This is a genomic window from Mycobacterium sp. E740 (assembly GCF_001672895.1).
Taxonomy (GTDB): Bacteria; Actinomycetota; Actinomycetes; order Mycobacteriales; family Mycobacteriaceae; genus Mycobacterium.
The window spans coordinates 12,856-27,428 of the sequence record NZ_LZKP01000115.1 but is presented as its reverse complement, the minus strand read 5'-3'; the positions used below and the strand labels follow the sequence as shown (position 1 = coordinate 27,428).

The following is a 14,573-nucleotide window of genomic DNA, read 5'->3' as shown; positions in this document are numbered from 1 at the left end:
ACCGCACCGTGCGGGTGATGACGGTGTCGAACACCAGGTCGCCGAAGCGCTCCACCACTCGGGCCATCACTTCGCGGGAGTTCACGGTACGCGGGTCGTAGCGTGTGATCAGGATGCCGCTGATCGACAGCTTCGGGTTCAACCGGTCATGCACCTTGTCCACGGTGTCGGTCAGCAGCGCCAGGCCGCGAAGTGATGGCCCGAGTGGTGGAGCGCTTCGGCGACCTGGTGTTCGACACCGTCATCACCCGCACGGTGCGGTTTCCCGAAACCAGTGTCGCCGGTGAGCCGATCATCACTTGGGCGCCGAAATCCACTGGGGCACAAGGATATCGATCGTTGGCACGCGAGGTCATCGACCGGTTCGGCGCGTGAATGACTCGGTGACGGACACCGGGTTCCAGGTCCGGCTCAGCAATTTCGAGGGTCCGTTCGATCTGCTGCTGCAGCTGATCTTCGCGCACCGCCTCGACGTCACCGAGGTGGCGTTACACCGGGTGACCGACGACTTCATCGCCTACACGAAGGCGATCGGACCCCAGTTGGAACTCGACGAGACCACCGCGTTCCTGGTGATCGCGGCGACGCTGCTCGACCTGAAAGCCGCCCGCCTGCTGCCGTCCGGTGAGGTGCACGACGAAGAGGACCTGGCGCTGCTCGAGGTCCGCGACCTGCTGTTCGCCCGGCTGCTGCAATACCGCGCGTTCAAGCATGTGGCTGAGATGTTTGCCGAGTTGGAGGCGGCCGCGCTGCGCAGCTATCCGCGCTCGGTCGCGTTGGAGGAGCGTTACTCCGAACTGCTGCCCGAGGTGATGATCGGTGTCGACGCCCAGGCGTTCGCGCAGATCGCCGCAGCCGCGTTCACCCCGCGGCCGGTGCCGACCGTCGGCACCGACCATCTGCACCACGCGGCCGTGTCGGTGCCCGAGCAGGTCGGTAACCTGATGGCGTTGCTGGAAGGCCGTGGGATCGGCCAGTGGGCGTCGTTTCGGGACTTGGTCGCCGACTGCGCGGCGCCGATCGAGATTGTCGGGCGGTTCTTGGCGCTGCTCGAGCTCTACCGGGCCCGGGCGGTAGCATTCGAACAACCTGAACCGCTTGGTGTGCTGCAGATTTCGTGGACCGGTGAGCGGCCGACACGCGAACATCTCGCGGTGGAAGAAGATCAGTATGGATAGCGAAGACCCCCACAACCTCGACGCGAACCTCGGTATCGACGTCGCCGAGCCGCCCGAGATGGAGGACTCGGAGCTGGGCGCGGTGCTCGAGGCGCTGCTGCTCGTAGTCGACACCCCGGCGACCGTCGAGCAACTCGCGCTGGTGATCGAGCAGCCGCCCTACCGAGTGGCGGCCAAGCTGGCGGCGATGGCGCAGGACTACGCCGACCGTGGCAGCGGCATCGACCTGCGGGAGGCCGGCGGGGGCTGGCGGATGTACACGCGGCCGCGCTACGCGCCGTACGTGGAGCGGCTGCTGCTGGACGGAGCGCGCTCGAAGCTGACCCGGGCGGCGTTGGAGACGCTGGCGGTGGTCGCCTACCGGCAGCCCGTGACCCGCGCCCGGGTGAGCGCGGTGCGTGGCGTCAACGTCGACGCGGTGATGCGAACGCTGCTGGCGCGCGGGCTGATAACCGAGGCGGGCAGCGACCCCGATTCGGGCGCACTGACGTTCGCCACCACCGAACTGTTCCTCGAGCGGTTGGGGCTGACGTCGCTGGCGGACCTGCCCGACATCGCACCGCTGCTTCCCGACGTCGACGTCATCGACGACCTCAGCGAAACACTCGACGACGACCCGCGATTCATCAAACTCAGCGGCGCCCCGGCGCCGGAGCAGCCGCTGAGCTTCGACGTGGACACCGAGACAAATGGCTGATACCGACGGTGTGCGGCTTCAGAAAGTGTTGTCGCAGGCCGGAATTGCGTCGCGCCGGGTGGCCGAGAAGATGATCCGGGACGGCCGCGTCGAGGTCGACGACCAGGTGGTCACCGAGCTCGGCACCCGGGTCGACCCCGAGGTTTCGGTGATCCGGGTGGACGGGGCGCGGGTAACGCTGGACGACACGCTGGTGCACCTGGCGCTCAACAAACCCAAGGGCATGCACTCGACGATGTCCGACGACCGGGGCCGCCCGTGCATCGGCGACCTGGTCGAGCACCGGGTCCGGGGCAACAAGAAGCTGTTCCACGTCGGGCGACTCGACGCCGACACCGAGGGGCTGATGCTGCTGACCAACGACGGCGAGTTGGCCCACCGGCTGATGCACCCGTCCTTCGAGGTACCCAAGACCTACCTGGCGACCGTGTTGGGCGCAGTGCCGCGTGGACTGGGCCGCGAACTGCGAAATGGCGTCGAGCTCGACGACGGGCCTGCGCGCGTCGACGATTTCGCGGTGGTCGACAAGGTGCCGGGTAAGACGTTGGTGCGCGTGACCCTGCACGAGGGCCGCAAGCGGATCGTGCGCCGGATGCTCGCGGCAGTCGGTTATCCGGTACAAGAGCTGGTGCGCACCGACATCGGCACGGTCTCGCTGGGCGAGCAGCGACCGGGCAGCATCCGGGTGCTGACTCAGAAGGAGCTTGGCGAGCTGTACAAGGCGGTCGGCTTGTGACGTCACTCGTGGTCGCCGTGGACGGCCCCGCCGGTACCGGAAAGTCTACGGTGTCAAGGCGTTTGGCGCGTGAACTGCAGGCACGGTACCTGGACACCGGAGCGATGTACCGCATGGTGACGCTGGCCGTGTTGCGTGCGGGCGTCGACCTGGCGGATGCCGACGCCGTTGCCGCGACCGCCGCGGCGGCTCAGCTGGCCGTCGGCTACGACCCCGACGAGGACCGCTCTTACCTTGACGGACAAGACGTTTCGATGGAAATACGTGGCGATGCCGTGACGAAGGCCGTCTCTACGGTGTCCGCGGTGCCGGCGGTGCGCGCGCGACTGGTCGACGTGCAGCGCTCGTTGGCTGCGGGCGAGGGCAGCGTCGTGGTCGAGGGCCGCGACATCGGCACGGTCGTGCTGCCGGACGCGGACGTCAAGATCTATCTGACGGCATCGGCCGAAGAGCGCGCCCGGCGGCGCAACGAGCAGAACAAGGCGGCCGGCCTGGTGGATGACTACGCCGCGGTGCTGGCCGATGTCGAGCGACGCGATCACCTGGACTCGACTCGGGCGGTATCGCCGCTGCGGCCCGCCGAGGATGCGGTGGTGGTCGACACCAGCGCGATGACGCAGCCGCAGGTGATCGAGTATCTGAAGCGGCTCGTCCGCGAGCGGGCGGGAGTGCAGCGATGAGCGAGGACGGCACCTGGGTCGACGAAAGCGACTGGGAGATCGGCGCGGAAGCCGTGGCGGAGGCCATCGAAGAGGCGGCAGCCGCTCCGCCGGTGGTAGCAGTCGTCGGGCGGCCCAACGTCGGTAAGTCGACGCTGGTGAACCGCATCCTGGGCCGCCGCGAGGCCGTCGTGCAGGACGTCCCTGGTGTGACCCGCGATCGGGTGTCTTACGACGCGTTGTGGTCGGGTAGGCGGTTCGTGCTGCAGGACACCGGCGGCTGGGAACCCGACGCGAAAGGCCTGCAGCAGTTGGTGGCCGAGCAGGCGTCGGTGGCGATGCGCACCGCGGACGCGATCATCTTCGTCGTCGACGCGGTGGTCGGCGCAGCGACCGCCGATGAGGCGGCCGCCAAATTGCTGCAGCGCTCGGGCAAGCCGGTGTTTCTCGCAGCGAACAAGGTCGACAGCGAACGCGGCGAGGCCGACGCCGCCGCGCTGTGGTCGCTGGGACTGGGCGAGCCGCATGCCATCAGCGCGATGCACGGTCGCGGTGTGGCCGATCTGCTCGACAGCGTGATCGACTCGCTGCCCGCGGTGTCGGAGATGGCCGGCGGCGGGGGAGGACCACGCCGAGTTGCCTTGGTGGGCAAGCCGAATGTGGGCAAGAGCTCGTTGCTGAACCGGCTCTCAGGTGACGAACGGTCGGTGGTCCATGACGTCGCAGGCACCACGGTCGACCCGGTCGACTCGCTCATCGAAATGGACGGCAAGCTCTGGCGTTTCGTCGACACCGCAGGCTTGCGCCGTAAGGTCGGACAGGCCAGCGGGCACGAGTTCTACGCGTCGGTGCGCACACACGGCGCGATCGACGCCGCCGAGGTGGCGATCGTGTTGATCGACGCCTCGCAGCCGCTGACAGAGCAGGATCAGCGGGTGCTGTCGATGGTGATCGAGGCGGGGCGGGCACTGGTGCTGGCGTTCAACAAGTGGGATCTGGTCGACGAAGACCGCCGCTACCTGCTGGACCGCGAGATCGACCGCGAACTGGTGCAGCTGCAGTGGGCGCCGCGGGTCAACATCTCGGCCAAGACCGGGCGCGCGGTGCAGAAGCTGGTGCCCGCGCTGGAGAAGTCGCTGGAGTCGTGGGACACCCGCGTGTCGACGGGTCGGTTGAACACGTTCTTCAAGGAGGTCATCGCGGCGCACCCGCCGCCGGTGCGGGGTGGAAAGCAGCCGCGGATTCTGTTCGCCACCCAGGCGACCACCCGACCGCCGACGTTCGTGCTGTTCACCTCGGGTTTCCTGGAGGCCGGGTACCGCCGGTTCCTGGAGCGACGGCTGCGTGAGACGTTCGGTTTCGAAGGCAGCCCGATCCGGATCAACGTGCGTGTGCGGGAGAAGCGGGGGTCGCGCTCTCGGTGACGCCTACCGGCGATTTGTGGAGTCTGAGCGGCGGTAGGCGCCGCTGCGGCTCCACAAGTCGCGGCGTCTAGCCTTCCCTAGTGCCCGTCATCGACATGGTCCTCATCGCGTTGGCCGGTCTGGGCGCGGGTGCCATCAACTCACTCGTGGGTTCCGGCACGCTGATCACGTTCCCGACGCTGGTGGCGCTCGGCTATCCGCCGGTCACCTCGACCATGTCGAACGCCATCGGCCTGGTCGCCGGTGGTGTGTCGGGCACCTGGGGCTACCGCCGGGAACTGCGCGGCCAGGGGAGACTGCTCGCCTGGCAGCTGCCCGCGTCGTTCGTGGGAGCCGGGATCGGCGCGTGGCTGCTGCTGCACCTCCCCGAGACGGTGTTCGAGCAGGTCGTGCCGGTATTGCTGGTTGCGGCACTGATGTTGGTAGTGGTCGGTCCGCGGGTGCAGTCGTACGCGCGGCGACGCGCTGAAGCGGCGGGGCAGTCCGCCGACCACCTGTCCGGCTCGCGTCGGGCCGCGGTCGTCGTCGCGACGTTCCTCATCGGGATCTACGGCGGATACTTCACCGCGGCCCAGGGCATCATGTTGATCGCCGCGATGAGCGCGCTGTTGCCGGGGGACATCCAGCGGATGAACGCCGCCAAGAACCTGCTGTCGCTGGTGGTGAACATTGTGGCGGCGGCGGCGTACATGGCGGTGGCGTTCGATCGGATCAGTTGGCCGGCCGCGGGGCTGATCGCAATCGGCTCGTTGATCGGCGGCTTTCTGGGCTCCCACTACGGCCGCCGGCTCTCACCCAACGCGTTGCGAGCCGTCATCGTGGTGGTGGGATTGATCGGGTTGTATCGGTTGCTGACGGTGTGAACCATGTCGGTAGAGTGACGAGGACTGCTTGACCAGGAAGGGGAGCCAGGTGGCCGAGCGCCGATTCCGCACCGCGCCGTCGGCCCTCTGTGCGCTCGAGCCGTTCTGGCCGTCGCGGCGGATCATCGCCTTCGACGAGTGGTGTTGCGCGCGCATCTGATCCGCGCCCGCCTGTCCGTCCGGTCACGCTTTGACCACTTCTGAAAGCAGTCGAACGTATGCGTTCGCTTCTGATATTCACGCTCGTCGGTGTCGGCGCTCAATTGGTCGACGGTGCCCTGGGCATGGCTTTCGGTGTCACCGCCTCGACGCTGCTGGTGCTCAGTGGGCTCGGTGCAGCTCAGGCCAGCGCGGCCGTGCACCTCGCGGAGGTCGGCACTACATTGGCGTCCGGGTTGTCGCACTGGCGGTTCAAGAACATCGACTGGCCGACCGTGGCAAAGCTGGGCGTGCCGGGCGCCATCGGCGCGTTCGCCGGTGCGACGGTGCTGTCGTCGTTGTCGACCGAGCATGCCGCCCCGCTGATGGCGGCGATCCTGGTGGCGATCGGCGCCTATGTGCTGCTGCGCTTCTCCTTGCGCAACCCGCCGGTGTTGCGGCACGGGGAGACGCCGCATTCGGCGAAGTTTCTGAGCCCGCTCGGGTTGTTCGGCGGGTTCATCGACGCGTCGGGTGGGGGTGGATGGGGCCCGGTGACGACGAGCACGCTGCTGTCGCGGGGCCGGACGGCGCCGCGCACGGTGATCGGTTCGGTCAGCGCCTCGGAGTTCTTGGTCGCGGCGTCGGCCACGTTGGGTTTCGGCATCGGTCTGCGCGACGAGTTCGTCGCCAATCTGCCCGTCGTGCTCGGCCTTGCTGTCGGTGGAGTCGTCGCCGCGCCGTTCGCCGCCTGGCTGGTGAGCCGGGTTCGTCCCGCACTGTTGGGCACCGCGGTGGGCGGCGTCATCGTGCTCACCAACAGCCAGAAGCTCGTGCACTACTTCGACGTCCAGTGGCCGTGGTCGACGGCGATCTACAGCTTGATTGTGATTGCTTGGGCCACAGCGCTTTACGTTGCCTGGCGGTACCGGCGGGCATCACAGCCGGTGCTAGCAGAGGTCGAGGCGGCGTCAGCCGTCGCCGGGGCCGGTCGGTGATTACGGCACCGGGCACGGCCGGTCGGGATCTCGGGCGACACAGTATCCCCGATAAGCGGACAACTGAATTGCAGTGAGGCCTCCTACGGCCGCCACCGGAATCAAGTAGTAGTCGAAGTCACCGTCGATAATGAAGAAGTAATCGATCTCGTCGGGATCGGAGGTCGTGCGCCGCTTGCCCGTGCTGGAAATCCATGCGGTCCAAGAACTTCCTTGTTTCAAGGTGGAGGTCTTCACTTGGACACGTTCGGCGGCATCGCCCATCCAAACGAGGAGGTCGTACCGGCACGGCTCGAGCGGCCAGGAGACAGAATTGCCGCACAGCTCAAACCATGCTGCGGCTAGGAGCGAACCGGCCCGGGGCAAATTGGCCAGTGAGGGCAGCATTTCCCCGATTTGGGGCTGCGGCGTTCTCGGCTGCTTGAGGTGCGCGATGTCAAGGCCGAGCCGCACGGCGTGCCCACGTAACGTCGTCGTACTTGAACCGCCCGCCAGCCCGAGCAATTCTGCTACCTGGCTCCAGCTCGCGGCTGAGGTAACCGCCACGGCTAGCTGTTGGTCCGTCCAACGCCGTTGACCGGTGAAATGGCTGTAGTCAAGTCCCAGCCGGTCGGCATGTAAACGGACGGAACGCATGGCAGCCGAGGATGTGGCGGACAGGCCCAGATCGCGGAGGACCCCGCGCCAGGAACGCGCCTGTTCAACTGCCTGGGTCAGTTGTGCGTCTGAGTACCGCCGCATACAGCAACATTAACCGCGTTGCGTCCCATACTGCGCCAGAAACCTGGTCGGGCTGACAGGATTTGAACCTGCGACCCCTACACCCCCAGTGTAGTGCGCTACCAAACTGCGCCACAGCCCGCTCGACCGCCGAACTCTTCACGACGAACGCGACGGAACGATACCTTAACGTTTCATTGGACCGCTAAGCGATCCCTATTCAGTCCATTCGATGCGCGTCGGGGGCTGGCCCCACCGCATCAGTTCCTACTTCAGGACAGTGCCCGGTCCCAGCGCCGGAACGTCTAAGTCGAGGACTTCTTGGACTTGTCGGATTCATCGGAGTCGTCGGAGTCCTTGGACTTGTCGGAGTGCTTGGAGTCATCCTCCTCTGAGTCCTTGGCCTTTTCATCAGAGTCCTTCGACTCGTCGTCTGACTTCTTGGACTCGTCCTTGGAATCTTCGGAATCGTCGTCGGAGTCGTCGTCAGAATCCTTGGAATCGTCGTCGGAGTCGTCGTCAGAATCCTTGGAATCGTCGTCGGAATCTTCGTCAGAATCCTCGGAATCTTCCCGCTCGTCGGTGTCGTCAGATTCGTCGATCTTGTCCGCATGCTTTTTCAGAAGCCGAGCCAGTTGCCGAGCTTCGAAGGGCTCCAGCCGGTCGTCGAACAGCCGCTCGTTGTCCTCGGAGACCCGCTCGAGGTAAACCACGCCGTCCTTGGCGGCGACGTTCCACTGGCCGCCTTCACGATCTGCCATTCCTACGCCGCCTTTCTGATTGAGCCCTCCATCTGACTGACCGAGCCCACGCTACTGCCTTGGCGCTGATCCTGGAGCCGACTTCTGTAACAGTCAGTCGCACAGGGGATTCGGAGATCCTAGTGGGACGTCCGGTTACACCCCAGGCGGTTCGACGACGGTTTCGCCATCCGTTGCCGCGACGTCGTAACCGTCGTTCCCGTCGCTGAATATCCCTGCCCCAGCCGCGGTTGTGCCGCCGTCGACGCTGTTGGTGGCAGTTGCGGTGTTGTCGGTGTTGCCGCTGCCCAGTGAGCCGGCGAATGCCTGTAGGAGGGTGTTGTTTCCGCTGTTCGTGCCAGTGGCGGTGTTGCCAAAGTTGTTGCTACCGACCGTGCCGGCGATAACCTGCAGGAGCGCCTGGCTTCCGGTGTTCGTTGCGGTGGCGGTGTTGTTGTCATTGTTGTCGCCGATGACGCCGGCGCCGACAACTACCGAGCTGTCGCTACCGGTATTGGTCGCGGTGGCGACGTTGCCGGAGCTGTTGCTGCCTGCTCCACCGTTGGGTACTTCTGGTCCGGTTCCGCCGCCGGCCCATGCTTGGGCGTCCCGGCCGATGGCGGTGGCGCGGTTGTCGGTGTTGTTGTCACCGAACGAGCCCGCGCCGGCAACACTGTTGTCGGCAGTAGTGCCCGTGGCGGTGTCGCCGGTGACGGTGGCTGTGTTGTTGCTGTTCCCGCTGCCGTTGGCCCCCGCATAGGCGATGCTGTTGTCTCCGTCGACGGTGGCTTTGTTGTTGTTGTTACCGCTGCTGTCGGCGCCGCTGCCGGCGTAAGCCTGGCTGTTTTCGCCAGTCGCGCGGGCCGTGTTGTTGTTGTTGTCGACACCGCCGGCCCCCGCGACAGCGGTGCTGCCATCTCCGTTCGCCTTGGCGCTGTTCTTGGTACCGCCGCCCGCAGTTGCCGTGGCATCAGTTCCGTTGGCGGTGGCCCTGCTCTTGCTGCCGCTCGTCACCGTCGCTGTCGCGCCGTCGCCTTTGGCCCTCGCCTTGGTTCCGGTACTGCCGAACGGCGTGGTGGCGGACGCTGTTCCGCTTTGTCGCACCGTCACCCCGTTCTTGGAGACGGCGATGCTCTTCTCCGGCTTCGCCGCCTTAGGCGTCGCGGCTGCCGAAGACTCAGCTGGCTGATTCGCGCTGTCGGACGACTTGTCCGGCTTCGCCGCGGCCACCCACGGCGTCGCGACCAACCCCACTCCGATACCCAGCGCCACTCCCAGCGCGCCGACACGACCAATGTAATTCGCGTTACTCATAGTGAATTCCTCAGCGATCCAAGATATGCGGTGAGTGAGGTGTCAGACATGACGGCATGGCAAATCTCGCGCCTGGGCTGCTGCAAATGCATGCAATCCCCCGATGATGGCAATGGCCCGCTGACCGTTCGCTCGCCGAGGGTTTCAACTGACCGACGACAGCGTAACTGGGTGATTGCTGAGAAACTGCTGTTTTACCTGAACCGGCTTCATGCAGAATTCCTGCGGGAAGGCAATGCGAATATCAGCAGTCTGCTTGGCGGCAAACTGTTTTCTTCCGCAATTTCAGCAGCCTCAAACCCTAGCGGGAATCCAGCTTTCAACAGAGATCAGGTCGTCCCGCACCCCGGCGGCTGTGTCCTGATTTGAACACATGCCGCCGAGGACGGGCAGCGTCCGCGACTACGGCTCGTTATTTATCTGGCCATCGGTTGCGGTGACGTTGAGGCCGTCATTGCCGTCGCTGTTGACGCCGGCTCCAGCCTCGGTGGTGTTGTTGTCGCCACTATTCGTAGCGGCAGCACTGTTGTTGGTGTTGTTATCTCCGTTGTAAGCGGCGTACGCCCTCGTGGTGGCGCCCTCGCCGCTGTTGTTCAGAGTCGCGGTATTACCGGAGTTGTTGTCACCGATGACCCCCGCGAAAATCTGACTGATGGCGTCGTTGCCGGCGTTCGTGCCGGTGACCGTGTTGTTGTTGTTGTTACCGCCGAGGTATCCGGCCACGGCCGTCGTGTTGGCCCCATCGCCGTTGTTTGTCACAGTCGCGGTGTTACCTGTGCTGTCGTGGGTCCTGAATCCGGAGGCTGCCTCTGTGAAGGCGTTGTCGCCGGTGTTGGTGGCGGTGGCAGTGTTTCCGCTGTTGTTGTCGCCCCGGAGACCAGCGCCCGCCTCAGTGTCGCTATCGGTTCCGCTGTTGGTGGCGGTGGCTTTGTTGTTGTCGTTGTTGTCACCGATGGCGCCGGCGACGGCGAGCGTCGTACCAGTGCCGGTACTCGTAGCCGTGGCGACGTTGCCGGAACTGTCGTTGCCAGGGCCACCTGCGGGGAACGTCGGTGACGGTGCTACGCCGCCACCGGCAAAGGCGAAGGCGTCCGAACCGACAGCTCTAGCGGTGTTGTCGTTGTTGCCGTCGCCCAAGGAGCCCGCCGAAGCGATGCTGTTGTCGCCCGGGGTGCCGGTCGTGGTGTCGCCGGTGACGGTGGCTGTGTTGTTGTTGTTGCCACTGCCGTTGGCGCCCGCGTAGGCCTGGCTGTTGTTGCCGTCGACGGTGGCCTTGTTGTTGTTGTTGCCGCTGCCGCCGCTGCCTGCGTAGGCCTGGCTGTTCTCGCCGCTCGCCCGGGCGGTGTTGTTGTTGTTGTTGCTTCCGGTAGCGGTCATGTCATCGCCCGCGGCGGCGGTGCTGCCATCTCCGTTGGCCTTGGCGCTGTTCTTGGTGCCACCGCCGGCGGTCGCCGTGGCGCCGGTGCCCGTAGCGGTGGCCCTGCTCTTGCTGCCGCTCGTCACGGTCGCTGTAGCGCCATCACCGGTTGCCCTGGCCTTGGTTCCCGTACTGCCTGACGGGGTGTAGGCGCTCGCGGTGCCGCTTTGTCGCACGATCTCACCGTTTTTCGAGACGGCGATGTTCTTCTCCGGCTTCGGCGCCTTCTCCGCCGACGAATTGGTCGTCTGGTTCGTATCGGGCGATTTCGGCTTGGCTGCGGCGACCCACGGCGTCGAAACCAGGCCGACCCCAATGCCCAGCGCGACGGCTAATGCCCCGACGCGACCGATGTACTTTGCGTTGCCCATGATGATTCCCCTGTCCTGCCCGAGATGCGATGTGCGGTGATGTGGACGGTGGGCATGAGCACGACGTAGGGACGTGCGAAACGGGTGCGATGCAGAAACATGCAAGATCCCCCATGCCCGGCAATAACCCGCTGATGAGTTGCAACTCCGAGTAATTCTCGGCCAGCTCTCACGGGACGTAGTGACCGTAACTCAGCAAACACGAAAAGTCTGTCCTTTCCGCGAACTCTTCAGCGTCGAGGCAAACCCGAGAGACAAGACAAGGCGCTTCTGTTATCGGTGAGACCAGTGTGATTACAGCGACGGCTTGCGGCCGAGCGGAACTGCGGACGAGCCCTGAGAGGGGATTGGGCTTGAGGTTTTGTCAGCAACAAAAGTTACTTTGCGAAGGCTTCGAGAAGGCTGGGAGTTTCCTGGACGCAGGACTGGGCCGCCGCACCCCGACGGGCGTGTCACCCGGACACGCGCCGCCGGGGGTCGTGGGCGGTTGTCAGCGGTTACGGCTGAGTGTTCGTCTGGCCGTTGGTTGCGGAAACAACGTAACCGTCATTGCCGCTGCTATTGCTGCCGGCTTTAGCGCCCGTATTGGCTCCGTCGACATTGTTGGTGGCGGTTGCACTGTTGTCAGTATTGCTGTCGCCGTAGCTTCCTGCGATGGCGCCGGTGTTGCTGCCTGCACCGCTATTCGTGGCGCTCGCGGTGTTGCCGGTGTTGCCGGACCCGCCGACCCCGGCGACCACACCCGTGGTAGCGCCGTTTCCGGTGTTGCTGCCGGACGCCGTGTTGCCGCTGTTGTTGCTGCCAGTGACTCCGGCTCCGGAGGCCACGACGCCGTCGGTACCGCTGTTGGTGGCGGTGGCGGTGTTGTTGTCGTTGTTGTCTCCGACGCTGCCGGCTCGGGCCTGGCTACCGCTCGCACCGGTCCCGGTGTTCGTAGCGTTCGCCTTGTTGTTGTCGTTGTCGTTGCCGCCTATGCCCGCGTCCGCGGCAGTGTTGGCGCCGTTGGCAGTCGCGGTGTTGCCACCGTTGTCGTTGCCGACGGACCCGGCAGCTGCGACGCTGTTTTCGCCCGTCGCAGACGCGCTGTTGTTGGTGTTGTTGTTTCCACCAAAGCCGGCAATGGCAGTGGTGGGGTTAGTGCCCCCGCCGCTGTTGGTGGCGGTGGCTGTGTTGCCGCTGTTGTTGTTGCCGGTCGACAGCCCTGGAATGCCACTGCCGGCGAAGGCGACCGCGTTTCCGCCGTTCGCGGTGGCGGCGTTGTTGTTGTTGCCGTCGCCGTAGGAACCGGCAACGGCCGCGCTGCTGTCGCCTGGGGCCCCCGTGGTGGTATTTGCGCCGACCGTAGCGGTGTTGTTGTTGTTGTTGTTGCCGTGCGAGCCGGCGACGGCGGCACTGTTGTTGCCGGTGACAAAAGCTTTGTTGTTGTTGTTGCCGGTGCCGTCGTAACCCGCTTCGGCGGTGCTGTCGTTGCCGGTCACTATGGCCTTGTTGTTGCTGTTCGTGGTGCCGGCGGACCCGGCGTTCGCGATGCTGTTGTCTCCGTTGGCCTTGGCATCGTTCTTCGTGCCGCCCGCCGCAGTCGCCTGGGCATTGGTGCCCTTGGCTGTGGCACTGCTGTTGTCGCCGCTGGCGACGGTTGCCGTGGCACCAGTGCCCGTGGCCCTGGCCTTGGTGTGGGTGCTGCCAACAGGGGTTTCGGCGCGCGCGGTCGGTGCATCGGCACCCTTCACCACCACACCGTTCTTCGAGACCTGCACATCCTTCGGCGCCTTCGCCGGCTTCGGCGCCTTGGCCGCTGAAGCGTCAGCCGACTGGTTCGTCGCATCGGACGGCTTGTCCGGCTTGGCCGCGGCTACCCACGGCGTCGAGACCAGCCCGACCCCGATACCGAGCGCAACGGCCAGCGCGCCTACCCGGCCGATGTAATTGGCACTACTCATTTTCGATCCCCTGTCCTGCCAGAACTGCGGTGTGATGTGCGGTGGTGATGTGGACGCCGGGCACGCGGACGTCCTGGGAACGTGCGAAGTGGGGTGTGGTGCTTATACACGCAGACCCCCCATGCCCGACTTTGCCCGTTGATTACTGATCAATTTCTCAGTTCTTTCGACGGGCTGACGCGACCGTAACTCAGCATATGAGCTCGAGTGTGTATTTCCGGAAGTTTGCCTGAACGTGTTCAACAGAAAACGCTACAGGTGAGTATTAGTGTTACCTGTGAGACCTCTGTGCAAAGCGTATTGTCCGCCTATGGGTGGAGACGAGCGGCCGAAAGCCGCGAAAACCAGCATGCGACAGGGCCGTTAGGTCAAGGGCGCACCGTCGAGGTCGCTTCACGCCCTGCCTCCAGGCAGCTGTGTGGACGCTAGCTCAGGTTCCATTCGTTGCCTTTGAAAATAGGGTCTGAAATTTGCCTCAGCAAGCAATACACCGGTATCGGGAACGTTGAATACGCAAACTTCGACAGCTTCTGCGGCCATATTTGTCGTCGCGTTCGCGGTCGCTCACTCCGACAATTAGTGGATTACTGGGTTTTCACCAACGCGCGCGCACGTTGCCGGCGATCTGGCTGGCGATCCTCGCAGCCGAGTCAGCCGGGTTGGCGCTGCACGTGTTCACGTCGATGATGACGTTGTTCTCGATCGCCAGCGCGCGGCCACAGCCCCAGCCGGGTGCGGCGGCGTTCTGCAGCGTCGCGTTCGTGCTGAGCACACCGTCGGAGTTCTTGATCGGCCCGACCGACCAGTGCGTGTCGCTCTGCAAGTGGGTGTACTCGTGGCAGGCCGGCCACTGCTGAGCGGACGCATCGAAGAACGCGCGAGCCTGCTTCACCAGAGTGAACAGCACCACCGCCTGCTTGAGATAGTGCGTGAAGTTGTTTCCGTCATTGAGGCTCTGGTCATGCTCGGCGCGGAATCCGCTGTTGGCGTACACCGGAGCCTCTGCCGCCCCGTCGATGGCGAGGCATTCGGGCGGTGCCATCGTGGCGCTGTGATCGGACATCGAGTTCTGCGTATCGGTGACCGTCATACCGGTTGCGCCCATGGCAGCGTCCACCTGCGGGGGGTTGAGCAGTAACTCGACCAACTCCCGCTCGACGAGCGGACGCGGAATCAACGACGGGGTCGGCGTCGGCGACTGGGCGTTGACGACCGTGCTGGCGCACCCGCCGACCAGCAGACAGACCGCCGCCACACCGAGCGCGGTCTTAGCTTGGCGCATCTGTTCCTCCCCATGGCAGCCGTGTCCACCATCATCGCGCGACGATGTCCCCGGCACCGCAGCGCGTAGAAACCAATCGTGCAACAAGGCCCCCGG

At 65.1% G+C, this 14,573-nt stretch carries 16 protein-coding genes, 1 tRNA gene and 1 pseudogene; 10 read left to right on the top strand and 8 right to left on the bottom strand.

The genetic code is table 11. The features are described from left to right. Positions 1 to 196, bottom strand: a pseudogene (locus A5663_RS11220) (ParA family protein); the annotation flags it as partial. Here A5663_RS11220 and A5663_RS11215 point away from each other — a divergent pair. From A5663_RS11215 to A5663_RS11180, 8 genes are all read left to right on the top strand, one after another. Next, positions 196 to 375 carry a ParA family protein gene (locus tag A5663_RS11215; RefSeq protein ID WP_068148205.1) on the top strand — a complete coding sequence of 60 codons (180 nt, stop codon included), beginning with the start codon at positions 196 to 198 and terminating at the stop codon, positions 373 to 375. The pseudogene A5663_RS11220 and the gene A5663_RS11215 sit on opposite strands and share 1 nt — an antisense overlap. Beyond that, positions 336 to 1,178: a segregation/condensation protein A gene (locus tag A5663_RS11210; protein ID WP_369816621.1), complete on the top strand. Its 843-nt coding sequence runs from the start codon at positions 336 to 338 to the stop codon at positions 1,176 to 1,178. Before A5663_RS11215 ends, A5663_RS11210 begins: the two co-directional genes overlap by 40 nt. Further along, positions 1,171 to 1,875 (top strand): SMC-Scp complex subunit ScpB, encoded by a 705-nt coding sequence (gene scpB, locus A5663_RS11205; RefSeq protein WP_068148197.1) that lies wholly within the window; start codon positions 1,171 to 1,173, stop codon positions 1,873 to 1,875. Before A5663_RS11210 ends, scpB begins: the two co-directional genes overlap by 8 nt. Beyond that, positions 1,868 to 2,611: a pseudouridine synthase gene (locus A5663_RS11200; protein WP_068148195.1), complete on the top strand. Its 744-nt coding sequence runs from the start codon at positions 1,868 to 1,870 to the stop codon at positions 2,609 to 2,611. The genes scpB and A5663_RS11200 overlap by 8 nt, the downstream gene beginning before the upstream one ends. Then, the gene (gene cmk, locus A5663_RS11195) at positions 2,608 to 3,291 is read left to right on the top strand and encodes a (d)CMP kinase (protein ID WP_068148192.1); all 684 of its coding nucleotides are present in this window, start codon (positions 2,608 to 2,610) and stop codon (positions 3,289 to 3,291) included. The genes A5663_RS11200 and cmk overlap by 4 nt, the downstream gene beginning before the upstream one ends. After that, the gene (der, locus tag A5663_RS11190) at positions 3,288 to 4,694 is read left to right on the top strand and encodes a ribosome biogenesis GTPase Der (protein WP_068148188.1); all 1,407 of its coding nucleotides are present in this window, start codon (positions 3,288 to 3,290) and stop codon (positions 4,692 to 4,694) included. The genes cmk and der overlap by 4 nt, the downstream gene beginning before the upstream one ends. Positions 4,695 to 4,789: 95 nt before the next feature. Next, positions 4,790 to 5,557 carry a sulfite exporter TauE/SafE family protein gene (locus tag A5663_RS11185; RefSeq protein WP_068148185.1) on the top strand — a complete coding sequence of 256 codons (768 nt, stop codon included), beginning with the start codon at positions 4,790 to 4,792 and terminating at the stop codon, positions 5,555 to 5,557. Positions 5,558 to 5,775: 218 nt separating this feature from the next. Beyond that, positions 5,776 to 6,693, top strand: coding sequence for a sulfite exporter TauE/SafE family protein (locus tag A5663_RS11180; RefSeq protein WP_068148182.1), 918 nt, complete (start codon positions 5,776 to 5,778; stop codon positions 6,691 to 6,693). Here the strand turns inward: A5663_RS11180 and A5663_RS11175 are convergent, their stop codons facing one another. The 4 genes from A5663_RS11175 to A5663_RS11160 form a co-directional block, all read right to left on the bottom strand. Continuing rightward, entirely contained in the window at positions 6,694 to 7,329 is a 636-nt protein-coding gene (locus A5663_RS11175) for a hypothetical protein (RefSeq protein WP_156744440.1), read from the bottom strand. A gap of 149 nt (positions 7,330 to 7,478) precedes the next feature. Beyond that, positions 7,479 to 7,555 (bottom strand) — tRNA-Pro (locus tag A5663_RS11170). A gap of 163 nt (positions 7,556 to 7,718) precedes the next feature. Next, the gene (locus A5663_RS11165) at positions 7,719 to 8,174 is read right to left on the bottom strand and encodes a hypothetical protein (protein ID WP_068148176.1); all 456 of its coding nucleotides are present in this window, start codon (positions 8,172 to 8,174) and stop codon (positions 7,719 to 7,721) included. Positions 8,175 to 8,309: 135 nt separating this feature from the next. After that, positions 8,310 to 9,383 (bottom strand): hypothetical protein, encoded by a 1,074-nt coding sequence (locus A5663_RS11160; RefSeq protein ID WP_231976754.1) that lies wholly within the window; start codon positions 9,381 to 9,383, stop codon positions 8,310 to 8,312. Positions 9,384 to 9,515: 132 nt separating this feature from the next. Between A5663_RS11160 and A5663_RS22980 the strand changes: the two genes are divergently transcribed. Further along, on the top strand, positions 9,516 to 9,836 hold the full coding sequence (locus A5663_RS22980; protein ID WP_156744438.1) for a hypothetical protein: 321 nt from the start codon (positions 9,516 to 9,518) through the stop codon (positions 9,834 to 9,836). A 33-nt stretch (positions 9,837 to 9,869) separates the two neighbouring features. Here the strand turns inward: A5663_RS22980 and A5663_RS11155 are convergent, their stop codons facing one another. After that, on the bottom strand, positions 9,870 to 10,844 hold the full coding sequence (locus A5663_RS11155; protein ID WP_156744437.1) for a hypothetical protein: 975 nt from the start codon (positions 10,842 to 10,844) through the stop codon (positions 9,870 to 9,872). Between A5663_RS11155 and A5663_RS23540 the strand changes: the two genes are divergently transcribed. Beyond that, positions 10,843 to 11,034, top strand: a complete 192-nt coding sequence (locus A5663_RS23540; RefSeq protein WP_156744436.1) for a hypothetical protein — start codon at positions 10,843 to 10,845, stop codon at positions 11,032 to 11,034. The two genes, A5663_RS11155 and A5663_RS23540, sit on opposite strands and share 2 nt — an antisense overlap. Before the next feature lie 718 nt (positions 11,035 to 11,752). On the opposite strand, the gene A5663_RS11150 is transcribed toward A5663_RS23540, so the two are convergent. Next, the gene (locus tag A5663_RS11150) at positions 11,753 to 13,195 is read right to left on the bottom strand and encodes a hypothetical protein (RefSeq protein WP_068148167.1); all 1,443 of its coding nucleotides are present in this window, start codon (positions 13,193 to 13,195) and stop codon (positions 11,753 to 11,755) included. A gap of 595 nt (positions 13,196 to 13,790) precedes the next feature. Next, positions 13,791 to 14,477: a sensor domain-containing protein gene (locus A5663_RS11145; RefSeq protein ID WP_068148164.1), complete on the bottom strand. Its 687-nt coding sequence runs from the start codon at positions 14,475 to 14,477 to the stop codon at positions 13,791 to 13,793. Positions 14,478 to 14,573: the final 96 nt, after the last annotated feature.